Source organism: Blastococcus sp. HT6-4, from assembly GCF_039679125.1.
GTDB classification, from domain to species: domain Bacteria; phylum Actinomycetota; class Actinomycetes; order Mycobacteriales; family Geodermatophilaceae; genus Blastococcus; species Blastococcus montanus.
In genome coordinates this window covers 3,774,090-3,796,611 of record NZ_CP155551.1, presented here as the reverse complement: position 1 = coordinate 3,796,611, position 22,522 = coordinate 3,774,090, and the positions used below count along the sequence as shown (strand labels likewise).

General features: G+C 69.0%; 28 protein-coding genes and 1 pseudogene. 28 read left to right on the top strand and 1 reads right to left on the bottom strand.

Translation table 11 applies throughout. From position 1 onward, the window contains the following. The first annotated feature begins 68 nt into the window (after nt 1–68). Nucleotides 69–3,974: a DNA-directed RNA polymerase subunit beta' gene (locus ABDB74_RS18135; protein WP_346620144.1), complete on the top strand. Its 3,906-nt coding sequence runs from the start codon at nt 69–71 to the stop codon at nt 3,972–3,974. 176 nt (nt 3,975–4,150) lie between these two features. Here ABDB74_RS18135 and ABDB74_RS18130 read toward each other — a convergent pair whose 3' ends face one another. Further along, nucleotides 4,151–5,191: an LLM class F420-dependent oxidoreductase gene (locus ABDB74_RS18130; RefSeq protein ID WP_346620143.1), complete on the bottom strand. Its 1,041-nt coding sequence runs from the start codon at nt 5,189–5,191 to the stop codon at nt 4,151–4,153. 539 nt (nt 5,192–5,730) lie between these two features. On the opposite strand from ABDB74_RS18130, the gene rpsL reads away from it, so the two are divergent. The 27 genes and pseudogenes from rpsL to ABDB74_RS17995 all read left to right on the top strand — a co-directional run bounded on the left by rpsL (nt 5,731) and on the right by ABDB74_RS17995 (nt 22,465). After that, entirely contained in the window at nt 5,731–6,105 is a 375-nt protein-coding gene (gene rpsL / locus ABDB74_RS18125) for a 30S ribosomal protein S12 (protein ID WP_012950487.1), read from the top strand. Further along, on the top strand, nt 6,105–6,575 hold the full coding sequence (gene rpsG, locus ABDB74_RS18120; RefSeq protein WP_091929116.1) for a 30S ribosomal protein S7: 471 nt from the start codon (nt 6,105–6,107) through the stop codon (nt 6,573–6,575). The genes rpsL and rpsG overlap by 1 nt, the downstream gene beginning before the upstream one ends. A 93-nt stretch (nt 6,576–6,668) precedes the next feature. Further along, the gene (gene fusA, locus ABDB74_RS18115; RefSeq protein WP_346620142.1) at nt 6,669–8,768 is read left to right on the top strand and encodes an elongation factor G; all 2,100 of its coding nucleotides are present in this window, start codon (nt 6,669–6,671) and stop codon (nt 8,766–8,768) included. 185 nt (nt 8,769–8,953) lie between these two features. Further along, entirely contained in the window at nt 8,954–10,147 is a 1,194-nt protein-coding gene (gene tuf / locus ABDB74_RS18110; RefSeq protein WP_346620141.1) for an elongation factor Tu, read from the top strand. 120 nt (nt 10,148–10,267) lie between these two features. Beyond that, nucleotides 10,268–10,573, top strand: coding sequence for a 30S ribosomal protein S10 (gene rpsJ, locus ABDB74_RS18105; RefSeq protein WP_014377994.1), 306 nt, complete (start codon nt 10,268–10,270; stop codon nt 10,571–10,573). A gap of 15 nt (nt 10,574–10,588) precedes the next feature. Then, a complete protein-coding gene (gene rplC, locus ABDB74_RS18100; RefSeq protein ID WP_346620140.1) occupies nt 10,589–11,254 on the top strand; it encodes a 50S ribosomal protein L3 in 666 nt (221 codons plus the stop codon). Continuing rightward, complete coding sequence (gene rplD, locus ABDB74_RS18095; protein WP_346620139.1) at nt 11,251–12,027, top strand: 50S ribosomal protein L4; 777 nt, start codon at nt 11,251–11,253, stop codon at nt 12,025–12,027. Before rplC ends, rplD begins: the two co-directional genes overlap by 4 nt. Next, nucleotides 12,024–12,326 carry a 50S ribosomal protein L23 gene (rplW, locus tag ABDB74_RS18090; protein ID WP_346620138.1) on the top strand — a complete coding sequence of 101 codons (303 nt, stop codon included), beginning with the start codon at nt 12,024–12,026 and terminating at the stop codon, nt 12,324–12,326. Before rplD ends, rplW begins: the two co-directional genes overlap by 4 nt. 73 nt (nt 12,327–12,399) lie before the next feature. Beyond that, nucleotides 12,400–13,233, top strand: coding sequence for a 50S ribosomal protein L2 (rplB, locus tag ABDB74_RS18085; protein WP_346620137.1), 834 nt, complete (start codon nt 12,400–12,402; stop codon nt 13,231–13,233). Between the two features lie 23 nt (nt 13,234–13,256). Then, nucleotides 13,257–13,538 carry a 30S ribosomal protein S19 gene (gene rpsS, locus ABDB74_RS18080; RefSeq protein WP_089336464.1) on the top strand — a complete coding sequence of 94 codons (282 nt, stop codon included), beginning with the start codon at nt 13,257–13,259 and terminating at the stop codon, nt 13,536–13,538. A gap of 20 nt (nt 13,539–13,558) precedes the next feature. Further along, a pseudogene (gene rplV / locus ABDB74_RS18075) lies at nt 13,559–13,909 on the top strand (50S ribosomal protein L22); the annotation flags it as partial. A gap of 116 nt (nt 13,910–14,025) precedes the next feature. Beyond that, nucleotides 14,026–14,943: a 30S ribosomal protein S3 gene (rpsC, locus tag ABDB74_RS18070; RefSeq protein ID WP_346620136.1), complete on the top strand. Its 918-nt coding sequence runs from the start codon at nt 14,026–14,028 to the stop codon at nt 14,941–14,943. 3 nt (nt 14,944–14,946) lie between these two features. Further along, nucleotides 14,947–15,363 carry a 50S ribosomal protein L16 gene (rplP, locus tag ABDB74_RS18065; RefSeq protein ID WP_014377986.1) on the top strand — a complete coding sequence of 139 codons (417 nt, stop codon included), beginning with the start codon at nt 14,947–14,949 and terminating at the stop codon, nt 15,361–15,363. Further along, nucleotides 15,363–15,596 (top strand): 50S ribosomal protein L29, encoded by a 234-nt coding sequence (gene rpmC / locus ABDB74_RS18060; protein WP_236825794.1) that lies wholly within the window; start codon nt 15,363–15,365, stop codon nt 15,594–15,596. Before rplP ends, rpmC begins: the two co-directional genes overlap by 1 nt. Further along, nucleotides 15,593–15,883 carry a 30S ribosomal protein S17 gene (gene rpsQ, locus ABDB74_RS18055; RefSeq protein ID WP_346620135.1) on the top strand — a complete coding sequence of 97 codons (291 nt, stop codon included), beginning with the start codon at nt 15,593–15,595 and terminating at the stop codon, nt 15,881–15,883. Before rpmC ends, rpsQ begins: the two co-directional genes overlap by 4 nt. Nucleotides 15,884–16,097: 214 nt before the next feature. Next, nucleotides 16,098–16,466 carry a 50S ribosomal protein L14 gene (rplN, locus tag ABDB74_RS18050; RefSeq protein ID WP_305998210.1) on the top strand — a complete coding sequence of 123 codons (369 nt, stop codon included), beginning with the start codon at nt 16,098–16,100 and terminating at the stop codon, nt 16,464–16,466. A 35-nt stretch (nt 16,467–16,501) separates the two neighbouring features. After that, nucleotides 16,502–16,816 (top strand): 50S ribosomal protein L24, encoded by a 315-nt coding sequence (gene rplX, locus ABDB74_RS18045; RefSeq protein WP_166532043.1) that lies wholly within the window; start codon nt 16,502–16,504, stop codon nt 16,814–16,816. 5 nt (nt 16,817–16,821) lie between these two features. Next, a complete protein-coding gene (gene rplE / locus ABDB74_RS18040) occupies nt 16,822–17,406 on the top strand; it encodes a 50S ribosomal protein L5 (protein WP_346620134.1) in 585 nt (194 codons plus the stop codon). A 17-nt stretch (nt 17,407–17,423) separates the two neighbouring features. Beyond that, nucleotides 17,424–17,609, top strand: a complete 186-nt coding sequence (locus ABDB74_RS18035; RefSeq protein WP_089336472.1) for a type Z 30S ribosomal protein S14 — start codon at nt 17,424–17,426, stop codon at nt 17,607–17,609. Nucleotides 17,610–17,765: 156 nt separating this feature from the next. Continuing rightward, the gene (gene rpsH / locus ABDB74_RS18030) at nt 17,766–18,176 is read left to right on the top strand and encodes a 30S ribosomal protein S8 (protein WP_346620133.1); all 411 of its coding nucleotides are present in this window, start codon (nt 17,766–17,768) and stop codon (nt 18,174–18,176) included. A gap of 15 nt (nt 18,177–18,191) precedes the next feature. Further along, nucleotides 18,192–18,731 (top strand): 50S ribosomal protein L6, encoded by a 540-nt coding sequence (rplF, locus tag ABDB74_RS18025; protein ID WP_346620132.1) that lies wholly within the window; start codon nt 18,192–18,194, stop codon nt 18,729–18,731. Beyond that, the gene (rplR, locus tag ABDB74_RS18020; RefSeq protein ID WP_346620131.1) at nt 18,731–19,138 is read left to right on the top strand and encodes a 50S ribosomal protein L18; all 408 of its coding nucleotides are present in this window, start codon (nt 18,731–18,733) and stop codon (nt 19,136–19,138) included. Before rplF ends, rplR begins: the two co-directional genes overlap by 1 nt. 49 nt (nt 19,139–19,187) lie before the next feature. Next, entirely contained in the window at nt 19,188–19,802 is a 615-nt protein-coding gene (gene rpsE / locus ABDB74_RS18015; RefSeq protein WP_026857030.1) for a 30S ribosomal protein S5, read from the top strand. Nucleotide 19,803: 1 nt separating this feature from the next. Beyond that, nucleotides 19,804–19,983 carry a 50S ribosomal protein L30 gene (gene rpmD / locus ABDB74_RS18010; RefSeq protein ID WP_163204992.1) on the top strand — a complete coding sequence of 60 codons (180 nt, stop codon included), beginning with the start codon at nt 19,804–19,806 and terminating at the stop codon, nt 19,981–19,983. A gap of 13 nt (nt 19,984–19,996) precedes the next feature. Then, a complete protein-coding gene (gene rplO, locus ABDB74_RS18005; protein WP_407062136.1) occupies nt 19,997–20,440 on the top strand; it encodes a 50S ribosomal protein L15 in 444 nt (147 codons plus the stop codon). A 115-nt stretch (nt 20,441–20,555) separates the two neighbouring features. After that, a complete protein-coding gene (gene secY / locus ABDB74_RS18000; protein WP_346620130.1) occupies nt 20,556–21,866 on the top strand; it encodes a preprotein translocase subunit SecY in 1,311 nt (436 codons plus the stop codon). Continuing rightward, entirely contained in the window at nt 21,866–22,465 is a 600-nt protein-coding gene (locus ABDB74_RS17995) for an adenylate kinase (RefSeq protein ID WP_346620129.1), read from the top strand. The genes secY and ABDB74_RS17995 overlap by 1 nt, the downstream gene beginning before the upstream one ends. Nucleotides 22,466–22,522 lie beyond the last annotated feature (57 nt).

The window sequence follows — 22,522 nt, the reverse complement described above, 5'->3', positions numbered from 1 at the left end:
TCGGGGCCGGCCGGCTCCCCACCTCTGACCTAGAAGCGAAGAACTAGCCCCGGAAAGGGGTCACCACCTTGCTCGACGTCAACTTCTTCGACGAGCTCCGCATCGGCCTGGCCACCGGCGACGACATCCGCCAGTGGTCGCACGGTGAGGTGAAGAAGCCCGAGACCATCAACTACCGGACCCTGCGTCCGGAGAAGGACGGTCTCTTCTGCGAGAAGATCTTCGGTCCCACCCGGGACTGGGAGTGCTACTGCGGCAAGTACAAGCGGGTCCGGTTCAAGGGCATCATCTGCGAGCGCTGCGGCGTCGAGGTGACCCGCGCCAAGGTCCGCCGTGAGCGGATGGGCCACATCGAGCTGGCCGCGCCGGTCACCCACATCTGGTTCTTCAAGGGGGTGCCGTCGCGGCTGGGCTACCTGCTCGACCTGGCGCCCAAGGACCTCGAGAAGATCATCTACTTCGCGGCCTACATGATCACCTCGGTCGACGACGAGGCGCGCCACCGCGACCTCCCGACCATCGAGGCCGAGATCAGCGCGGAGAAGTCCAACCTCGAGGGTCAGCGGGACGCCAACGTCGAGGCGCGCCAGCAGAAGCTCGAGGCCGACCTGGCCGAGCTCGAGGCCGAGGGCGCCAAGTCCGACGTCCGCCGCAAGGTGCGCGAGGGCGGCGAGCGCGAGATGCGCCAGCTGCGCGACCGCTCCCAGCGGGAGATCGACCGCCTCGACGAGGTGATGGACACCTTCCGCAAGCTCGAGGTCAAGCAGCTCATCGCCGACGAGGGCCTCTACCGGGAGCTGCGCGACCGCTTCGGTGAGTACTTCGAGGGCGGCATGGGCGCCGCGGCGCTGCAGAAGCTGCTCGCCGGCTTCGACCTGGACGCCGAGGCCGTCTCCCTGCGCGAGACGATCCGCAGCGGCAAGGGCCAGCGCAAGCTGCGGGCGCTCAAGCGGCTGAAGGTCGTCGCGGCCTTCCAGCAGACCCGCAACTCGCCCATGGGCATGGTGCTGGACTGCGTCCCGGTCATCCCGCCGGACCTGCGCCCGATGGTGCAGCTCGACGGTGGCCGCTTCGCCACCAGCGACATGAACGACCTGTACCGCCGCGTGATCAACCGGAACAACCGGCTGAAGCGACTGCTCGACCTGGGCGCCCCCGAGATCATCGTGAACAACGAGAAGCGGATGCTCCAGGAGTCCGTGGACGCGCTGTTCGACAACGGCCGTCGCGGCCGGCCGGTCACCGGTCCGGGCAACCGTCCGCTGAAGTCCCTGAGCGACCTGCTCAAGGGCAAGCAGGGCCGGTTCCGCCAGAACCTGCTCGGCAAGCGCGTCGACTACTCCGGCCGTTCGGTCATCGTCGTCGGCCCGCAGCTGAAGCTGCACCAGTGCGGCCTGCCCAAGCAGATGGCGCTGGAGCTGTTCAAGCCCTTCGTGATGAAGCGGCTGGTCGACCTCAACCACGCGCAGAACATCAAGTCCGCCAAGCGGATGGTCGAGCGCGCCCGCCCCGTCGTCTGGGACGTGCTGGAAGAGGTCATCACCGAGCACCCGGTCCTGCTGAACCGGGCGCCGACGCTGCACCGCCTGGGCATCCAGGCCTTCGAGCCGCAGCTGGTCGAGGGCAAGGCCATCCAGATCCACCCGCTCGTCTGCACCGCGTTCAACGCGGACTTCGACGGTGACCAGATGGCGGTGCACCTTCCGCTGTCGGCCGAGGCTCAGGCCGAGGCCCGGATCCTGATGCTGTCCAGCAACAACATCCTGAGCCCGGCCGACGGTCGTCCGATCACCGCGCCGACCCAGGACATGGTGCTGGGCCTGTACCACCTGACGACCCTGGTGGCCTCGCCGCTGGAGGCCGACGGTGGCCAGCCGCGTGCCTTCTCGTCGGCCGCCGAGGCCGTCATGGCCTACGACAAGGGTGACCTGGCGCTGCAGGAGCGCGCCTGGATCCGGCTCGACGAGGTCTACGGCGTCGACAACGGTGCGGTCAACGATCCGTGGGAGCAGCCGGAGGACTGGACGCCGGGCGCCCCCGCGATCGTGCAGACCAGCCTGGGCCGGGTGCTGTTCAACGAGGCCCTGCCCGAGGACTACCGCTTCGTCAACTACCAGGTGCCGAAGAAGGAGCTCGGGGCGATCGTCAACGACCTCGCCGAGCGCTACCCCAAGGTGCAGGTCGCGGCGACGCTGGACGCCCTCAAGTCGGCCGGTTTCCACTGGGCCACCCGCGCGGGGATCACGATCGCCATCGACGACGTGGTCACCCCGCCGGCCAAGCAGGAGATCCTGGACCGGCACGAGGCCGAGGCCGCCAAGATCGAGAAGCAGTACGAGCGCGGCGTCATCACCGACGCCGAGCGTCGTGGCGAGCTGATCGAGATCTGGACCCGCGCGCGGGCCGAGGTCTCCCAGGCGATGGTGGACAACTTCCCGACCACCAACCCCGTCTGGGTCATGGTCAACTCGGGTGCCCGAGGCAACATGATGCAGATCAGCCAGATCGCCGGTATGCGTGGTCTGGTCGCCAACCCGAAGGGCGAGATCATCCCGCGGCCGATCAAGGCCAACTTCCGGGAGGGTCTGTCGGTGCTGGAGTACTTCATCTCCACGCACGGTGCCCGCAAGGGTCTGGCCGACACGGCGCTGCGGACCGCCGACTCCGGGTACCTCACCCGTCGTCTGGTGGACGTCTCGCAGGACGTCATCATCCGCGAGGAGGACTGCGGCACCGACCGCGGCGTCCTCATGCCGATCGGCACCGTGGTCGACGGCCGGGTCACCCGTGACGCCCACGTGGAGACCAGCGTCTACGCCCGCGCCCTGGCCGCCGACGTGGTGGCCGAGGACGGGACGGTCATCGCGCAGGCCAACTCCGACCTGGGTGACGTGCTGATCCAGGCGCTGATCGACGCCCAGGTGTCCGAGGTCAAGGTCCGGTGCGTCCTGACCTGCGAGTCGCTGCTCGGCACCTGCGCCACCTGCTACGGCCGGTCCCTCGCGACCGGCAAGCTCGTGGACGTCGGCGAGGCGGTCGGCATCATCGCCGCCCAGTCGATCGGTGAGCCCGGCACCCAGCTGACGATGCGCACCTTCCACACCGGTGGTGTCGCGGGTGAGGACATCACCCACGGTCTGCCGCGTGTGGTGGAGCTCTTCGAGGCCCGCGTCCCCAAGGGCAAGGCGCCGATCGCCGAGCTGGCGGGCACCGTCCGGATCGAGGACGGCGAGCAGTTCCGCAAGCTGACGATCACCCCGGACGACGGCTCGGACGAGGTCGTCTACGACAAGCTGTCGCGCCGGTCGCGGCTGCGGGTCGAGGACGGCGCGCACGTCGAGGTGGGGGAGCAGCTGACCGAGGGTGCGGTCGACCCGCACGAGGTGCTGCGGATCATGGGCCCGCGCGAGGTGCAGCTGCACCTCGTCCGCGAGGTCCAGGAGGTCTACCGCTCGCAGGGTGTGTCGATCCACGACAAGCACATCGAGGTGATCATCCGCCAGATGCTGAAGCGGGTGACCATCATCGACTCGGGCGCGACGGAGTTCCTGCCCGGTGCGCTGGTCGAGCGGACGATCTTCGAGACGGAGAACCGCCGCGTCGTCGCCGAGGGCGGCGAGCCGGCCTCGGCCCGTCCGGTCCTGATGGGCATCACCAAGGCCTCGCTCGCGACCGAGTCGTGGCTGTCGGCCGCCTCCTTCCAGGAGACGACCAAGGTGCTCACCGACGCCGCGATCCAGGGCAAGAGCGACAGCCTGCTGGGGCTCAAGGAGAACGTGATCATCGGAAAGCTGATCCCGGCGGGTACGGGCATCAGCCGCTACCGGAACATCACGGTCGAGCCCACCGAGGAGGCGCGCGCCGCGGTCTACACGATGGCCGGCTACGAGGACGGGCAGTACTACAGCCCGGACGTCTTCGGGCAGGGCACCGGCGAGGCCGTGCGGCTCGAGGAGTACGACTGGCGGGGCTGATCCCCTCGCCTAGGCAGTGACGAAAGGGCCCCGCAGGTCGGCTGACCTGCGGGGCCCTTTCGCGTGCCGGGGCGGGTGCGCCGGGATCAGGTGACCTGATCGTGGCGCGTCCTCCCCCAGCGCGGACGGTGAGGGAGGACGCGCGGCGGTGGGGGAGGAGGCGCGGCGCGGGGTGCTCAGCCGGCGAGACGCTTCATCGTCTCCACGGTCCTCAGGCGACCCTCGCGGCTGCCGTCGAGCGGCTGGAGCATCAGCGTCGAGACGCCCGCCTCGCGGAAGGCGGCGATCCGCTCGGCCACGTAGGACTCGGGACCGATGAGGGACGACGCCCGCACCAGCTCGTCGGGCACCGCGGCGGCCGCCTCGTCCTTCTTCCCGTCGAGGTAGAGGTCCTGGATCGTCTTCGCCTCGTCGGCGTAGCCGTAGCGGACGGCGAGGTCGTTGTAGAAGTTCTTGCCGCGGGCGCCCATGCCGCCGATGTAGAGGGCGAGCGCCGGCCGGACGAAGTCCAGCATGCCCTCGACGTCGTCGCCGATCGCCACCGGGACGCCGGTGATCACCTGCAGGTCGCCCAGTGCGGGGTCGCGCTTGGCCTTGCCGGCGGCCAGGGACTCGCCCCACACCGACGCCGCCTTCTCGGGCACGAAGAAGATCGGCTCCCACGCCTCGGCGATCTCCGCGGCGAGCTCGACGTTCTTCGGGCCGAGGGCGGCCAGCATGACCGGGATCCGCTCGCGCACCGGCGTGTTGATCAGCTTCAGCGGCTTGCCGAGGCCGGTGCCCTGGTCGGCGGGCAGCGGCACGCTGTACTTCTTGCCCTGGTGGTCCAGCCGCTCGCGGCGCCAGACCTGCCGGCAGATCTCCACGACCTCGCGGGTGCGCTGCAGCGGCGCGTCGTAGGGCAGCCCGTGCCAGCCCTCGATCACCTGCGGCCCCGAGGCGCCCAGGCCGAGGGTGAAGCGGCCGCCGGAGACGAAGTCCAGGCCGGCCGCCGTCATCGCGGTGAGCGCCGGCGTCCGGCTGTAGATGGGCAGGATGCCGCTGAGCAGCTCCACGCGCTCCGTGACGGCCGCGAGGTACCCCAGCTGGCTCACCGCGTCGAACGTGTAGACCTCGGCCACCATGGCGAGGTCGAGACCGGCGGCCTCCAGGTCGCGGATCTCCGCCGCCGTCTCCTGGAAGCCACCGCTGTAGCTGGCCTGGATGCCGATGCGCACGTGCACTCCTCTGTCTCCCGGCGCCACCGTTGGCGCCGTCCGCACGCTATCGGTCCCGGCACGGGGGGCCCGGTGGAGCTGTCCGGGAGAGGCCGGCGCCGGTAGTGTCCGGTCACCCCGGCTGCCGCCCGCGCCGTTCCCGGTCGACCTGTCGACGGGTGTGAGGCACCCGGCTTTGACCGGCTCCGCAGGCGCGGGTATCGTGGTCAGCCGTGCCCAGGGTGCCCTGGGCCTGCTCCCGTTCGCGGTGCGCCTGGGCGGCCAGAGATGACAATCTCGAGGTCGCCGGGGACCGTCCTCCCGGCCCTGCCGGGGAGGGTGGCGGCGCCGAGTCGCGAGGGGCAACCGAGTTCGGTCCGACACGGGCCGGTCCCGGGGAGGGCGACACACCCGACCGCGTGGACCGGACGGTGGAACACGGCCGGGGTCGGGAAGGTTCCGCCAGGAGCCGGCACCCGAGCACCACCCCGCAGAGCACGACGTAGTCAGCAGGAAATCGACAGCTTCACCCCAGCGCAGGTAGGAGATCCAGGCCACCCATGCCCACGATCAACCAGCTGGTCCGCAAGGGCCGCGAGGACAAGGTCGAGAAGACCAAGACCCCGGCGCTCAAGGGTTCGCCCCAGCGTCGCGGAGTCTGCACGCGCGTTTACACGACGACGCCGAAGAAGCCGAACTCGGCGCTGCGCAAGGTCGCTCGCGTCCGCCTGACCAGTGGCATCGAGGTGACCGCCTACATCCCGGGCGTCGGCCACAACCTGCAGGAGCACTCGATGGTGCTCGTGCGCGGCGGCCGTGTGAAAGACCTGCCCGGCGTGCGCTACAAGATCATCCGCGGGTCGCTGGACACCCAGGGTGTCCGCAACCGCAAGCAGGCTCGCAGCCGGTACGGCGCGAAGAAGGAGAAGAGCTAATGCCGCGCAAGGGCCCCGCGCCGAAGCGTCCGCTGGTCGCCGACCCGGTGTACCAGTCGCCGCTGGTGACCCAGCTGGTGAACAAGGTCCTGGTCGACGGCAAGCGCTCGGTCGCCGAGGCGATCGTCTACGGCGCCCTCGAGGGTGCCCGCGCCAAGACCGACACCGACCCGGTGGTCACGCTCAAGCGCGCGCTGGACAACGTCAAGCCGGCCCTCGAGGTCCGCAGCCGCCGTGTCGGTGGCGCGACCTACCAGGTCCCGGTCGAGGTCCGCGCCTCCCGCAGCACGACCCTCGGCCTGCGCTGGCTCATCCAGTACAGCCGGGCCCGCCGCGAGAAGACGATGACCGAGCGCCTCATGAACGAGCTGCTCGACGCCAGCAACGGTCTCGGTGCCGCCGTCAAGCGGCGCGAGGACACGCACAAGATGGCCGAGTCGAACAAGGCCTTCGCGCACTACCGCTGGTAATCACCAGCGCCCGCCGTCGGCGGGACTCCCGGGGCGCTTCTCGATGTCGTAGCCCCGGCACCCGCACACGGACCTGATCCAAGAGGAGAAGCAATGGCCAGCAACGAGGCCCAGCTCCGCAAGACCCGGAACATCGGGATCATGGCGCACATCGACGCCGGCAAGACGACCACCACCGAGCGCATCCTCTTCTACACCGGTATCACGTACAAGATCGGTGAGGTCCACGACGGCGCGGCCACGATGGACTGGATGGAGCAGGAGCAGGAGCGCGGCATCACCATCACGTCGGCCGCGACGAAGTGCTCCTGGAACGGCCACGACATCAACATCATCGACACCCCCGGGCACGTCGACTTCACCGTCGAGGTGGAGCGGTCGCTGCGCGTCCTCGACGGCGCGGTCGCCGTCTACGACGGTGTCGCGGGCGTCGAGCCGCAGACCGAGCAGGTGTGGCGGCAGGCGGAGAAGTACGGCGTCCCGCGCATGTGCTTCGTCAACAAGCTCGACCGCACCGGTGCCGACTTCTTCCGCTGCGTCGACATGATGGTGGAGCGGCTGGCGGCCAACCCGCTGGTCCTGCAGCTGCCGATCGGTGCCGAGGCCGACTTCATCGGCGTCGTCGACCTGGTCACCATGAAGGCCCTCACCTGGCGTGGTGAGACCAAGATGGGCGAGGACTACGCCATCGAGGAGATCCCCGCCGAGCTCGCCGACCAGGCCGCCGAGTACCGCGAGAAGCTGCTCGAGAACATCGCCGACTTCGACGACTCGCTGATGGAGGACTACCTCGGCGGCGAGGAGATCGAGGTCGACCGGCTGAAGGCGGCCATCCGCAAGGCCACGATCGGCGGCCAGGTCAACCCGGTCCTCACCGGCACCGCGTTCAAGAACAAGGGCGTGCAGCCCCTGCTCGACGCGGTCGTGGAGTACCTCCCCAGCCCGCTGGACATCGAGGCGATCGTCGGCACCGCGCTGGACGGCGAGACCGAGGTCCTGCGGCACGCCGACGAGGACGAGCCGTTCTCGGCGCTGGCCTTCAAGATCCAGACCGACCAGCACCTGGGCAAGCTCACCTACGTCCGCGTCTACTCCGGCCGGCTCGACGCCGGGTCCGCGGTGCTCAACAGCACCAAGGACCGCAAGGAGCGGATCGGCAAGATCTACCAGATGCACGCCAACAAGCGTGAAGAGCGCGCCGGCGTGGGCGCGGGTCAGATCGTGGCGGTCAACGGCCTCAAGCAGACGACGACGGGTGACACCCTCTGCGACCCGCAGAAGCCGGTGATCCTCGAGTCGATGAGCTTCCCCGCCCCGGTCATCTCGGTCGCCATCGAGCCGAAGACCAAGAGCGACCAGGAGAAGCTCGGCACCGCGATCCAGAAGCTCGCCGAGGAGGACCCGACCTTCCAGGTGAAGCTGGACGAGGAGACCGGCCAGACCGTCATCTCCGGTATGGGCGAGCTGCACCTGGAGATCCTCGTCGACCGCATGCGGCGCGAGTTCAACGTCGAGGCCAACGTCGGCAAGCCGCAGGTGGCCTACCGCGAGACCATCCGCAAGGCCGTCGAGCGCTACGACTACACGCACAAGAAGCAGACCGGTGGCTCCGGGCAGTTCGCAAAGGTCCAGATCGCGATCGAGCCGCTGGAGATGTCCGCCGACTCGGCGACCTACGAGTTCGAGAACAAGGTCACCGGCGGTCGCATCCCGAAGGAGTACATCCCTTCGGTCGACCAGGGCATGCAGGACGCCATGCAGTACGGCGTGCTGGCCGGCTACCCGATGGTGGGCGTCAAGGCGAGCCTGCTCGACGGCCAGTACCACGAGGTCGACTCCTCGGAGATGGCCTTCAAGATCGCCGGATCGATCGCCTTCAAGGAGGCGGCGCGCAAGGCCAGCCCGGCCCTGCTGGAGCCGCTGATGGCGGTCGAGGTGACGACGCCCGAGGACAACATGGGTGACGTCATCGGCGACCTCAACTCCCGCCGCGGGACCATCCAGGCGATGGAGGAGCGCTCCGGCGCCCGCGTCGTCAAGGCCCTGGTGCCGCTGTCGGAGATGTTCGGCTACGTGGGCGACCTGCGCAGCCGCACCCAGGGACGGGCGAGCTACTCGATGGTGTTCGACTCGTACGCCGAGGTCCCGGCCAACGTCGCCAAGGAGATCATCGCGAAGGTGACGGGGGAGTGAGCATCGCAGGGCCGTCCGTGGCCCGAGGAGCGGAGCGATCCCGGAATCGAGCCATGGTCGCCCCCAAGGTGACCGGCGAGTAGCAGTCGAACGACCGGAATGCGGGCCCACCGCCCGCGTTCTCCGAGCAGTGCCACCACCCCAGAGCACGCACCACCTGCGTAACCACGAGGAGAGGAACCCCAGTGGCCAAGGCCAAGTTCGAGCGGACCAAGCCGCACGTCAACATCGGGACCATCGGGCACATCGACCACGGGAAGACGACGCTGACCGCGGCGATCACCAAGGTCCTGCACGACAAGTACCCGAACCTCAACGAGGCCTCGGCGTTCGACCAGATCGACAAGGCGCCCGAGGAGAAGGCTCGCGGCATCACGATCTCGATCGCGCACGTCGAGTACCAGACCGAGAACCGGCACTACGCGCACGTCGACTGCCCCGGGCACGCCGACTACATCAAGAACATGATCACCGGTGCCGCGCAGATGGACGGCGCCATCCTGGTGGTCGCCGCCACCGACGGCCCGATGCCGCAGACCAAGGAGCACGTGCTCCTGGCCCGCCAGGTCGGCGTCCCCTACATCGTGGTGGCGCTCAACAAGGCCGACATGGTCGACGACGAGGAGATCCTCGAGCTCGTCGAGCTGGAGGTCCGTGAGCTGCTCTCCGAGTACGAGTTCCCGGGCGACGACGTCCCCGTGGTCCGCGTGTCGGCGCTCAAGGCGCTCGAGGGCGACGCCGAGTGGGGCGACAAGCTCATGGAGCTGATGAACGCCGTCGACACCGCGATCCCGGAGCCGGAGCGCGAGATCGACAAGCCGTTCCTCATGCCCGTCGAGGACGTCTTCACCATCACCGGTCGTGGCACCGTCGTGACCGGTCGCGTCGAGCGCGGCATCGTCAAGGTCTCCGAGGAGATCGAGATCGTCGGTATCCGCGAGGGTTCGACGAAGACGACCGTCACCGGCGTCGAGATGTTCCGCAAGCTGCTCGACCAGGGCCAGGCCGGCGACAACGTGGGTCTGCTCCTCCGCGGCATCAAGCGCGAGGACGTGGAGCGCGGCCAGGTCGTCGTGAAGCCGGGCTCGATCACCCCGCACACCAACTTCGAGGGCTCGGTCTACATCCTCTCGAAGGACGAGGGCGGTCGTCACACGCCGTTCTTCAACAACTACCGTCCCCAGTTCTACTTCCGGACGACGGACGTGACCGGTGTGGTGACCCTGCCCTCCGGGACCGAGATGGTCATGCCGGGCGACAACACCGAGATGACGGTGGAGCTGATCCAGCCCATCGCCATGGAGGAGGGCCTCCGCTTCGCCATCCGCGAGGGTGGCCGCACCGTCGGCGCCGGGCGCGTCACGAAGATCCTCAAGTAACACCTCGACGGGCGGCGGCCGGGGAACGGCCGCCGCCCGTTGAAGGGTCCACGGGCCCACTCGCGGGTCAGCAGACCCACTTGAACTTTCACAACCGATCGGCAGGAGCGAGAACAGGCGATGGCGGGACAGAAGATCCGCATCCGGCTGAAGGCCTACGACCACGAGGCGATCGATGCCTCGGCGCGGCGCATCGTGGAAACGGTGACGAAGACCGGAGCGCGCGTCGTCGGTCCGGTGCCGCTGCCGACGGAGAAGAACGTCTATGCCGTGATCCGGTCTCCGCACAAGTACAAGGACTCTTTCGAGCACTTCGAAATGCGGACCCACAAGCGGCTCATCGACATCCTCGACCCGACGCCGAAGACGGTCGACGCGCTCATGCGCATCGACCTGCCGGCCTCGGTCGACGTCAACATCCAGTAAGGGCAGTCAGCAGACATGGCGAGCACATTTCGCGGTCTCCTCGGTGAGAAGCTGGGGATGACCCAGGTTTTCGACGAGAACAACCGCCTCGTGCCGGTGACCGTCGTCAAGGCGGGCCCGTGTGTGGTGACCCAGGTGCGCACCCCCGAGGTCGACGGCTACTCGGCCGTCCAGCTCGGCTTCGGTGACATCGACCCGCGCAAGGTGAACCGCCCCGAGGGCGGGCACTTCACCAAGGCGGGCGTGACGCCGCGGCGGCACCTGGTGGAACTGCGCACCTCGGACGCCGGCAGCTACACGGTCGGCCAGGAGCTGACCACCGACGTGTTCGACGGCGTGGCCAAGGTCGACGTCATCGGCACCAGCAAGGGCAAGGGCACCGCCGGTGTCATGAAGCGTCACGGCTTCAAGGGCCTCGGCGCGTCGCACGGCACCCAGCGCAAGCACCGGTCGCCGGGCTCCATCGGTGGCGCGTCCACCCCCGGCCGCGTCTTCAAGGGTCTGCGCATGGCCGGCCGCATGGGCGCGGTGAAGACCACGACCCTGTCGCTGAACGTCCACAAGGTGGACGCCGAGCGCGGCCTGCTGCTGATCAAGGGCGCCATCCCCGGCCCGAAGGGCGGCCTCGTGCTCGTCCGTTCGGCCGTCAAGGGTGGCCCCGTGGGGAGTGACGACAAGTGACCCAGTCGACCGAGACGCGCACCGACCGCCAGGTCGACGTCCGCACCCCGGCGGGGGAGACCTCCGGCAGCGTCACGCTGCCCGGTGAGCTCTTCGACGCCAGCGCGAACGTCTCCCTGATGCACCAGGTCGTCGTGGCCCAGCTGGCCGCTGCCCGCCAGGGCACGCACTCGACCAAGTCGCGTGGCCAGGTCAGCGGTGGTGGCGCCAAGCCGTACCGCCAGAAGGGCACCGGTCGCGCCCGTCAGGGCTCGACCCGCGCTCCGCAGTTCGCCGGCGGTGGCGTCGTGCACGGCCCGCAGCCGCGGAACTACGAGCAGAAGACCCCGAAGAAGATGAAGGCCGCCGCCCTGCGCGGCGCCCTCTCCGACCGGGCCCGCGAGGGCCGGGTGCACGTGGTCTCCGCGTTCGTCGACGGGGACGCCCCGAAGACGAAGGCGGCCCTGGCCACGCTGAACTCGGTCACCCAGGCCAAGCGCGTGCTCATCGTGCTCGACCGGGACGACGTCCTCAACTGGGTGAGCCTGCGCAACGTGCCGGAGGTCCACCTGATCGAGGCCGGGCAGCTGAACACCTACGACGTGCTGGTGGCCGACGAGGTCATCTTCACCGAGGCCGCGCTGGCCGAGTACGTGGCCGGACCCGTGAAGGGCAAGCGTTCGGGCACCGACCTGCCGGACCTCGCCACCCACGAGACCCCCGGTGGCATCCCGTCCATCGCCCCCGCCGCCGGCGAGGGCACCGTCGAAGAGACCACCGAGGAGAAGGCATGAGCGTCCGCGACCCCCGGGACGTCCTGCTCGCCCCGGTCATCTCCGAGAAGAGCTACGGGCTGCTCGACGGCAACCAGTACACGTTCATCGTGCGACCGGACGCCAACAAGACGCAGATCAAGATCGCGGTCGAGCAGATCTTCAGGGTGAAGGTCCTCGGCGTGAACACGATCAACCGTCAGGGCAAGCGCAAGCGCAGCCGGGGCGCGCAGATGGGGAAGCGCAAGGACACCAAGCGCGCCATCGTCTCCGTGGCTGCCGGCGACCGCATCGAGATCTTCGGGGGCCCGGGGGTTTGAGCGGCTGGGCGTCCAGCCCAACCGCCACCCCGGACCCACGGACCAGAGATAGAAGACAGGGACTGAGTCAGCAATGGCTATCCGCAAGTACAAGCCGACGACGCCGGGCCGCCGCGGGTCCAGCGTCGCCGACTTCGCCGAGGTCACCCGCGACCACCCCGAGAAGTCGCTGGTCCGACCGCTGCACGGTCGCGGCGGGCGCAACGTGCACGGGAAGGTCACCGCTCGTCACCAGGGCGGCGGTCACAAGCGCGCCTACCGGGTGATCGACTTCCGTCGGGCCGACAAGGACGGCGTGCCGGCCAAGGTCGCCCACATCGAGTACGACCCCAACCGCACGTCGCGGATCGCGCTCCTGCACTTCGCCGACGGCGAGAAGCGCTACATCATCGCGCCGGCCCGCCTGCACCAGGGCGACACGGTCGAGTGCGGCCCCGCGGCCGACATCAAGCCCGGCAACAACCTGCCGCTGCGGAACATCCCGGTCGGCACCGTGGTTCACGCCATTGAGCTCCGTCCCGGTGGCGGCGCGAAGATCGCCCGTTCCGCGGGTACCAGTGTCCAGCTGGTCGCCCGTGAGGGTCGCTTCGCGCAGCTCCGCATGCCGTCGGGGGAGATCCGCAACGTCGACGTGCGCTGCCGCGCGACCGTCGGTGAGGTGGGCAACGCCGAGCAGTCGAACATCAACTGGGGCAAGGCCGGCCGCATGCGGTGGAAGGGCAAGCGCCCGACCGTCCGCGGTGTCGCCATGAACCCGGTGGACCACCCGCACGGTGGTGGTGAGGGCAAGACCTCCGGTGGTCGCCACCCGGTGAACCCGAAGGGCAAGCCGGAGGGCCGGACGCGCAAGCGGAAGGCAAGTGACGCCCTGATCGTGCGCCGCCGGCGCACCAACAAGAAGCGCTGAGCGGGTAAAGGAGTCCGACAGACATGCCACGCAGCCTGAAGAAGGGCCCGTTCGTCGACGACCACCTGCTCGCCAAGGTGGACGCACAGAACGCCAAGGGCACCAAGAACGTGATCCGTACCTGGTCACGCCGTTCGACGATCATCCCCGACATGCTGGGTCACACCCTCGCGGTGCACGACGGCCGCAAGCACGTCCCGGTGTTCGTGACCGAGGCGATGGTCGGGCACAAGCTCGGGGAGTTCGCGCCCACGCGCACCTTCCGCGGGCACATCAAGGACGACCGCCGCTCCCGGCGCGGCTGACCAGGTAGAGAGAGATTCAGATGACTTCCCAGTTGGGACAGGAGGCACCGGTCGCCCGGGCTACGGCCCGGTTCGTCCGCGTGACCCCCATGAAGGCCCGCCGGGTGGTGGACCTGATCCGCTACCTGCCGACCGACGAGGCCCTGGCGCTGCTGCGGTTCGCGCCGCAGGCCGCCAGTGAGCCCGTCGCCAAGGTCGTCGCCAGCGCGGTGGCCAACGCCGAGCACAACCTGCAGCTCGACCCGGCCGCGCTGGTCGTCAGCGCCGCCTACGTCGACGAGGGCCCCACGCTCAAGCGGATCCGTCCGCGTGCGCAGGGCCGGGCGTTCCGCATCAACAAGCGGACCAGCCACATCACCATCGAGGTGAGCGAGGTCGCCGGCAGCGCCGTCCTCGCGCAGAAGTCGCGCAAGGCGCGCCGGGACACCGGCCAGTCCGGCCCGGCGACCCAGCAGTCCAGCAGCAACACGAGGGGAGGGACCCGCTAGTGGGTCAGAAGGTCAACCCGCACGGGTTCCGACTCGGTATCACCACCGACTACAAGTCCCGGTGGTACGCGGACAAGCTGTACAAGGACTACGTCAAGGAAGACGTCGCGATCCGCAAGCTCATGTCCAAGGGCATGGAGCGGGCCGGCATCTCCAAGGTCGAGATCGAGCGCACCCGTGACCGGGTCCGCGTCGACATCCACACCGCCCGGCCGGGCATCGTCATCGGCCGTCGCGGCGCGGAGGCCGACCGCATCCGCGGTGAGCTCGAGAAGCTCACCGGCAAGCAGGTGCAGCTGAACATCCTCGAGGTCAAGAACCCCGAGTCCGATGCGCAGCTGGTCGCCCAGGGTGTCGCCGAGCAGCTCTCCAGCCGGGTCAGCTTCCGGCGTGCCATGCGCAAGGCGATGCAGTCGGCGCAGCGCAGCCCGCAGGTCAAGGGCATCCGGGTGCAGTGCTCCGGTCGCCTCGGCGGCACGGAGATGAGCCGTTCGGAGTTCTACCGCGAGGGCCGCGTGCCCTTGCACACGCTCCGCGCGAACATCGACTACGGCATCTACGAGGCCCGCACGACCTTCGGTCGCATCGGCGTCAAGGTGTGGATCTACAAGGGTGACGTGAGCGGCTCGCGCGCCGAGCGCGCGGCACTCGAGGCCCTCGCCGACCGTCAGCAGCGGCGTGAGCGGGCTCAGCGCCCGCAGCGTCGTTCGGGTTCCTCCGGCACCACCGCGGGCGGGACCGAGGCCGGCCGCGCGGCCCAGTCCACGACCGGGCCGGCCGCCGACACGACGGAGGCCGTGGTGGCGCAGACGTCCGGGCAGGCCGTCAGCGAGCAGACGGTCGCCCAGGCCGCCGGCCCCGAGGCCACCGCGGCGGCCGAGACCACGGCCACCCAGAACCAGACGACGGAGGGCTGAGACGTGCTGATCCCACGGCGCGTGAAGCACCGCAAGCAGCACCACCCGAGCCGCTCCGGCCGGGCCAAGGGCGGCACCGAGATCAACTTCGGTGAGTACGCCATCCAGGCCCTGGAGCCGGCCTACGTGACCAACCGGCAGATCGAGTCGGCGCGTATCGCGATGACCCGGCACATCCGCCGAGGCGGGAAGGTCTGGATCTCGATCTACCCCGACCGTCCGCTCACCAAGAAGCCGGCCGAGACCCGCATGGGTTCCGGTAAGGGTTCGCCCGAGTGGTGGGTCGCCAACGTCAAGCCCGGGCGCGTGCTGTTCGAGCTGTCCGGTGTCGCCGAGCCCGTGGCCCGTGAGGCCATGCGCCGCGCGATCCACAAGCTGCCGATGAAGTGCCGCTTCATCACGCGTGAAGGAGAAGTGTGATGGCCGCTGGTCTGACCGCTCCCGAGCTGCGCGAGCTGTCTGTCGACGAGCTCGCCTCGCGGCTGCGCGAGTCGAAGGAAGAACTGTTCAACCTGCGGTTCCAGGTGGCCACCGGCCAGCTGGACAACAACCGGCGACTGCAGACCGTCCGCCGCGACATCGCGCGGATCTACACGATCATGCGTGAGCGCGAGCTCGGTCTCTCCGTCGCCCCGAGCGAGGGTGTGGCATGAGCGAGACCCAGGAGTCGAGCGGACCCGGCCTGGCCGGCCGCGGCTACCGCAAGGTCCGCGAGGGCCTGGTCGTCAGCGACAAGATGGAGAAGACCATCGTCGTCGAGGTCGAGGACCGCGTGAAGCACGGCCTGTACGGCAAGGTCATCCGCCGGACGAGCAAGCTGAAGGCGCACGACGAGCAGGGGGTCGCCGGTATCGGTGACCGCGTGCAGATCATGGAGACCCGGCCGACGTCGGCCACCAAGCGGTGGCGGCTGGTCGAGGTCCTGGAGAAGGCGAAGTAGCGAAGGCCTCGCACCTGGGCCGGCCCTCCGGGGCCGGCGCAGGTAGGAGTACGCTGAACGACTGGCGCGCGTCTCAGGGCGCGCGCCGCATCCCGGTACCCGTGCTTCGGACGCACCGGCGGCCCAGCGCCGCCGGTGCGTCCGCACGCGGGTGCCGGACAGCCGGTTCACCGTTCCGGCCCGGCTGTCACCACAAGTATTTGGGGAGTTGGACGTGATCCAGCAGGAGTCGCGACTGCGAGTCGCCGACAACACCGGTGCGAAGGAGATCCTCTGCATCCGGGTGCTCGGCGGTTCCGGGCGACGCTACGCGGGCATCGGCGACATCATCGTCGGCACCGTCAAGGACGCACTGCCCGGCGCCGGCGTCAAGAAGGGCGACGTCGTCAAGGCCGTCGTCGTCCGCACGGTGAAGGAGCGTCGTCGTCCGGACGGCTCCTACATCCGTTTCGACGAGAACGCCGCGGTGATCATCCGCGACAGCGGCGACCCGCGCGGCACGCGCATCTTCGGCCCGGTGGGCCGTGAGCTCCGCGACAAGCGCTTCATGCGGATCATCTCGCTCGCCCCGGAGGTGTTGTGATCATGGCTCAGCCGACGAGCGGGAAGACCCCGTCGATGAAGGTCAAGAAGGGCGACACCGTCCTCGTGCTGTCCGGCAAGGACAAGGGCGCGAAGGGCCGTGTCATCGCCGCCTACCCCAAGCTCCAGAAGGTGCTGGTGGAGGGCGTCGGCCGGGTGAAGAAGCACACCCGCATCAGCTCGACGCAGCGCGGCGCCCAGCAGGGCGGGATCGTCACGCAGGAGGCGCCCATCCACGTGAGCAACGTGATGGTGATCGACTCCGAGGACAAGCCGACCCGGGTCGGCTACCGCAAGGACGAGGAAGGCCGCAGCATCCGGGTCTCGCGGCGCACCGGTAAGGACCTCTGATCCCCATGAGCGCACCCACGCGTGAGCTGCCCCGCATGCTCGAGCACTACCGCGAGACCATCGCGCCGGCGCTCCAGTCGGAGTTCGGCTACGAGAACGTCATGCAGATCCCGCGGTTGACGAAGATCGTCGTCAACATGGGCGTCGGCGAGGCGACCCGTGACGCGAAGCTGATGGACGGCGCGGTCCGCGACCTGACGGCCATCACCGGCCAGAAGCCGGCCGTGGTCAAGGCCCGCAAGTCCATCGCGCAGTTCAAGCTGCGCGAGGGCATGCCGATCGGCGCGAAGGTCACCCTCCGCGGCGACCGGATGTGGGAGTTCCTGGACCGGCTGCTGTCGCTGGCCCTGCCCCGTATCCGTGACTTCCGCGGGCTGAACCCAAAGCAGTTCGACGGCCACGGCAACTACACGTTCGGCCTGAACGAGCAGTCGATGTTCCGTGAGATCGACGTCGACAAGATCGACCGGCAGCGCGGCATGGACATCACGCTGGTCACCACCGCCACGAACGACGAGGAGGGTCGCGAGCTGCTCCGCCAGCTCGGCTTCCCCTTCGCCGGCCAGCCCGTCGTGACCACCATCCGCTGAGCCGGTAGGAGAAACCAATGGCCAAGAAGGCGCTGATCAACAAGGCGGCCCGCAAGCCGAAGTTCGCGGTCCGCGGTTACACCCGCTGCCAGCGGTGCGGTCGCCCGCACTCCGTCTTCCGCAAGTTCGGCCTGTGCCGGATCTGCCTGCGGGAGATGGCCCACGCGGGGGAGCTCCCCGGCGTGCGCAAGTCCAGCTGGTGACCCGAGCCACCACCGTGGTCCAGTTCGCTGGCTAGCAGCAGCACCGGTCCGCAGGGCCGATTTCCATCCGAGCACCACCGATCGCCGAGAGGCCCACGCGCCAAGTCCGGAAGACCCGGCGCATGAGGAACCGCGGCGAGAGAGGCACCACACGCCATGACCATGACCGACCCGATCGCGGACATGCTGACGCGTCTGCGGAACGCCAACCAGGCGTACCACGACTCCGCGGTCATGCCGTCGTCGAAGTTGAAGACGCACATCGCCGAGATCCTCCAGCAGGAGGGCTACATCGCCGGCTGGACCGTCGACGACGTCGAGAAGGACGGCACCACCTTCAAGCAGCTGGTGATCGACCTCAAGTACGGCCCGAACCGTGAGCGCAGCATCGCCGGTGTGCGCCGGGTGTCGAAGCCGGGCCTGCGGGTGTACGCGAAGTCCACCGCCCTGCCCAAGGTGCTCGGCGGGCTCGGCGTGGCGATCATCTCGACCTCGACCGGGCTGCTGACCGACAAGCAGGCGAACAAGAAGGGCGTGGGTGGGGAAGTCCTCGCCTACGTCTGGTAAGAGGAGCGAGCGAAGATGTCACGGATCGGACGACTCCCGATCGCCGTGCCCGGTGGTGTCGACGTCGCCATCGACGGTCAGACGGTCAGCGTGAAGGGACCCAAGGGCGAGCTGCGCCACACGGTCGCCACGCCGATCACCGTCGAGCGCGACGAGGACGGCACGCTGCGGGTGCAGCGCCCCAACGACGAGCGGCAGAACCGCGCCCTCCACGGGCTCTCGCGGACGCTCATCGCCAACATGATCACCGGCGTGACCGAGGGCTACACGAAGACCCTCGAGATCGTCGGTGTCGGATACCGCGTCCAGGCGCGCGGCTCGGACCTCGAGTTCGCCCTGGGCTTCAGCCACCCCGTGCCGGTGAAGGCCCCCGAGGGGATCTCCTTCGCCGTCGAGTCCCCGACCCGCCTGCGGGTCAGTGGCATCGACAAGCAGCTCGTCGGTGAGGTCGCAGCCAAGATCCGCAAGATCCGCAAGCCCGACCCGTACAAGGGCAAGGGTGTGCGGTACCAGGGCGAGGTCGTCAAGCGCAAGGTCGGGAAGACGGGTAAGTGATGGCTCAGGCAGACAAGGCCGCTCGGGTCCACAAGCCCGTCGGTACCGACATCAGCACGGCGCGCCGCGTATCGCGGCTGCGTCGTCACAACCGGCTGCGCAAGCGGGTCTCCGGCACGCCGGAGCGTCCGCGCCTGGTGGTCAAGCGCAGCTCGCGGCACATCCACGTGCAGGTCGTCGACGACACCGTCGGCCGCACCGTGGTCAGCGCCTCCACGATGGACGCCGGCCTCCGCGGCGCCGAGGGCGACAAGTCCGCCCAGGCCCGTCAGGTCGGTGCCCTGGTGGCCGAGCGCGCCAAGGCGGCCGGCATCTCGTCGGTCGTCTTCGACCGCGGAGGCAACCGCTACGCCGGGCGCATCGCCGCCCTGGCCGACGGTGCCCGCGAGGGTGGGCTGGACTTCTGATGACCACCCATGCCAGCAGCACCAGCGAGCAGATCGAGAGGGACGTCTGATGCCAGGACCACAGCGACGCGGCGGCGGCGCCGGCGGCGGTAACGACCGCCGCGACCGTCGTGACGGCGGGCGGGGCCCCGGTGGCGCTCCCGCCGAGAAGAGCAACTACATCGAGCGCGTGGTCGCCATCAACCGCGTGTCCAAGGTCGTCAAGGGCGGTCGGCGCTTCAGCTTCACCGCCCTCGTGATCGTGGGCGACGGTGACGGCACCGTGGGCGTCGGCTACGGCAAGGCCAAGGAGGTGCCCGCGGCGATCGCCAAGGGCGTCGAGGAGGCCAAGAAGCACTTCTACAAGGTGCCTCGGATCGCCAGCACCATCCCGCACCCGGTGCAGGGTGAGGCGGCGGCCGGTGTCGTGCTGCTCAAGCCGGCGAGCCCGGGTACCGGTGTCATCGCCGGTGGCCCGGTGCGTGCCGTGCTGGAGTGCGCCGGGATCCACGACGTGCTCTCCAAGAGCCTCGGGTCGTCGAACCCGATCAACATCGTGCACGCCACGATGCAGGCGCTGAAGGACCTCGTCCGCCCCGAGGAGATCGCGGCCCGCCGTGGTCTGCCGCTCGAGGACGTCGCCCCGGCCGCCATGCTGCGTGCCCGTGCGGGTCAGGGGGTCTGAGATGGCGCAGCTGAAGGTCACCCAGGTCAAGTCCGCGATCGGCACCAAGCCCAACCAGCGCCAGACGCTGCGCTCGCTGGGCCTGAAGAAGATCAACGACTCGGTCGTTCAGGAGGACCGTCCCGAGATCCGCGGGATGGTCGCGACGGTGCCCCACCTGGTCACCGTCGAAGAAGTCTGAGGAAAGACTCGCTATGACTCTGAAGGTCCACCACCTGCGTCCGGCCCCCGGTGCCCACACCGCCAAGACCCGTGTGGGTCGCGGTGAGGGCTCCAAGGGCAAGACGGCCGGGCGCGGTACCAAGGGCACCGGCGCGCGTGGCAACGTGAACGCGCGGTTCGAGGGTGGGCAGACCCCGCTGCACATGCGGCTGCCCAAGCTCTCGGGCTTCAAGAACAACAACAAGGTCGTCTTCCAGGTCGTCAACCTCGACCGGATCGCGGCGCTGTTCCCGCAGGGCGGTCAGGTCAACCCGGACACGCTGGCGGAGGCCGGCGCCGTCCGGCGCGGCCAGCCGGTCAAGGTGCTCGGCACCGGCGACCTCGGCGGCGTCAAGGTCGACGTGCACGCGAACGCCTTCTCCGCCTCCGCGGCCGAGAAGATCGCCGCGGCCGGAGGCAGCACCACCCGTATCTGACGCCGGCGAGCCCCGCGGGAGCGACATACTGCTGCCGCGGGGCTCGCTTGCTGCCCGCCCCGCTCCACGGGGCGGGCTCGTTGCTAACCTCACTCGACCGATCAGGGGAGGGCACGTGCTGCAGGCGTTCGCCGCGGCGTTCCGGACGCCAGACCTCCGGCGCAAGCTGCTGTTCTCCCTGGCGATCATCGCCGTCTACCGGCTGGGCGCCGCGGTGCCGGGGCCCGGGGTCTCGGTCGAGGCGATCAACAGCTGCCTCGAGCAGGCGCAGGCCTCCGACCAGCGCGACATCTACTCGCTGGTCAACCTGTTCTCGGGCGGCGCGCTGCTGCGGCTGAGCGTCTTCGCGCTCGGCATCATGCCGTACATCACCGCGAGCATCATCGTGCAGCTGCTCGTCGTCGTGATCCCACGGTTCGAGGTGCTGAAGAAGGAAGGGCAGTCGGGTCAGGCCAAGCTGACCCAGTACACCCGGTACCTGACCATCGCCCTCGCCGTCCTGCAGAGCACCGGCATCATCGCCCTCGCCCGCAGCGGTCAGCTCTTCCCGAACTGCAGCGAGCAGATCATCCCGTCGCAATCGGTCTGGACGACGGTCATCCTGGTGATCGCCCTGACCGCCGGCACCGCGCTGATCATGTGGCTCGGCGAGCTGCTGACCGAGAAGGGGATCGGCAACGGCATGTCCGTGCTGATCTTCACCTCGATCGCGGCGCGCATCCCGGCCGAGGGCGGCTCGATCCTGCAGGCCCGCGGCGGTGTCGTCTTCGCCGTCGTCTGCGCCTTCGCCGTCGTCATCATCGGCACGGTCGTCTACGTCGAGCAGGCGCAGCGCCGGATCCCGGTGCAGTACGCCAAGCGCATGGTGGGGCGCCGCATGTACGGCGGGACCTCGACCTACCTGCCGCTGAAGGTCAACCAGGCCGGCGTCATCCCGGTGATCTTCGCGTCGTCGCTGCTGTACCTGCCTCAGCTGCTGACCCAGCTGCAGGGTGCCGAGACGGGCGGGGTGCGCCAGTTCTTCGAGACCTACATCATCGACCAGAGCAGCCCGGTGCACATCGCGGTGTTCTTCGGCCTGATCGTGTTCTTCACGTACTTCTACGTGTCGATCACGTTCAACCCGGAGGAGCGGGCGGACGACATGAAGCGCTACGGCGGCTTCATCCCGGGCATCCGCCCCGGTCGGCCGACCGCCGAGTATCTGCAGTACGTGCTCTCGCGGATCACCCTGCCCGGATCGATGTACCTGGGCATCGTGGCGGTGCTCCCGAACTTCTTCCTCGCCGTCACGCAGCCGGGGCAGAACCAGAACTTCCCGTTCGGCGGGGTCGCGGTGCTCATCATGGTCGGAGTGGGGTTGGAGACGGTGAAGCAGATCGAGACGCAACTGAATCAGCGGAACTACGAAGGGTTCCTGAAGTAGTGCGCGTCGTCCTCCTGGGCCCTCCCGGAGCGGGCAAGGGCACCCAGGCCCAGATCATCGCCGGTGAGCTCGGCGTGCCGGCGATCTCGACCGGCGACATCTTCCGCGCGAACGTCAGCGGGAAGACCGAGCTCGGCCAGCAGGCCAAGGTCTACATGGACGCCGGCGACCTCGTCCCCGACGAGATCACGGTGGCCATGGTCAAGGACCGGCTCGCCGAACCCGACGCGAAGTCGGGCTTCCTCCTCGACGGCTTCCCGCGCACCATCTCGCAGGCCGAGCAGCTGCGCGCGTCCCTCGCCGACCTGGGCGACCGGCTCGACTGCGTCCTGGAGCTGGTCGTCGACGAGGACGAGCTCGTGCGACGGCTGTCCGGCCGGCGGATGCTCGTCGACGGCCAGATGGTCCAGCGTGACGACGACAAGCCCGAGACGGTCCGGCACCGGCTGAAGGTCTACCGGGAACAGACCGCGCCGCTCTCCGGGTTCTACGAGACCGAGGGCATGCTCGCTCGCATCGACGCGATCGGCTCCGTCGAGGAGGTCACCGCGCGTGCGCTGGCCGCTCTCGATGGGTGCGGGCGTCCGAGCGCAGGCTGAGGAACGGGCGCGGCAGATGACGGGCGGGATCCTGGGCCGTCTCCCGCTGCTCGCGAA

Bases quoted from the DNA above. Each gene is read 5' to 3' on its own strand.
- fusA (WP_346620142.1), top strand. From the start codon at position 6,669: ATGGCCAGCAACGAGGCCCAGCTCCGCAAGACCCGGAACATCGGGATC.
- rpsQ (WP_346620135.1), top strand. From the start codon at position 15,593: ATGAGCGAGACCCAGGAGTCGAGCGGACCCGGCCTGGCCGGCCGCGGC.
- rplC (WP_346620140.1), top strand. From the start codon at position 10,589: ATGGCGAGCACATTTCGCGGTCTCCTCGGTGAGAAGCTGGGGATGACC.
- rpsS (WP_089336464.1), top strand. From the start codon at position 13,257: ATGCCACGCAGCCTGAAGAAGGGCCCGTTCGTCGACGACCACCTGCTC.
- ABDB74_RS18035 (WP_089336472.1), top strand. From the start codon at position 17,424: ATGGCCAAGAAGGCGCTGATCAACAAGGCGGCCCGCAAGCCGAAGTTC.
- rpsJ (WP_014377994.1), top strand. From the start codon at position 10,268: ATGGCGGGACAGAAGATCCGCATCCGGCTGAAGGCCTACGACCACGAG.
- rplE (WP_346620134.1), top strand. From the start codon at position 16,822: ATGAGCGCACCCACGCGTGAGCTGCCCCGCATGCTCGAGCACTACCGC.
- rplR (WP_346620131.1), top strand. From the start codon at position 18,731: ATGGCTCAGGCAGACAAGGCCGCTCGGGTCCACAAGCCCGTCGGTACC.
- rpmC (WP_236825794.1), top strand. From the start codon at position 15,363: ATGGCCGCTGGTCTGACCGCTCCCGAGCTGCGCGAGCTGTCTGTCGAC.
- rplF (WP_346620132.1), top strand. From the start codon at position 18,192: ATGTCACGGATCGGACGACTCCCGATCGCCGTGCCCGGTGGTGTCGAC.
- rpsL (WP_012950487.1), top strand. From the start codon at position 5,731: ATGCCCACGATCAACCAGCTGGTCCGCAAGGGCCGCGAGGACAAGGTC.
- rplB (WP_346620137.1), top strand. From the start codon at position 12,400: ATGGCTATCCGCAAGTACAAGCCGACGACGCCGGGCCGCCGCGGGTCC.
- rplX (WP_166532043.1), top strand. From the start codon at position 16,502: ATGAAGGTCAAGAAGGGCGACACCGTCCTCGTGCTGTCCGGCAAGGAC.
- rplW (WP_346620138.1), top strand. From the start codon at position 12,024: ATGAGCGTCCGCGACCCCCGGGACGTCCTGCTCGCCCCGGTCATCTCC.
- rplO (WP_407062136.1), top strand. From the start codon at position 19,997: ATGACTCTGAAGGTCCACCACCTGCGTCCGGCCCCCGGTGCCCACACC.
- rpmD (WP_163204992.1), top strand. From the start codon at position 19,804: ATGGCGCAGCTGAAGGTCACCCAGGTCAAGTCCGCGATCGGCACCAAG.
- rpsE (WP_026857030.1), top strand. From the start codon at position 19,188: ATGCCAGGACCACAGCGACGCGGCGGCGGCGCCGGCGGCGGTAACGAC.
- rpsH (WP_346620133.1), top strand. From the start codon at position 17,766: ATGACCATGACCGACCCGATCGCGGACATGCTGACGCGTCTGCGGAAC.
- rpsG (WP_091929116.1), top strand. From the start codon at position 6,105: ATGCCGCGCAAGGGCCCCGCGCCGAAGCGTCCGCTGGTCGCCGACCCG.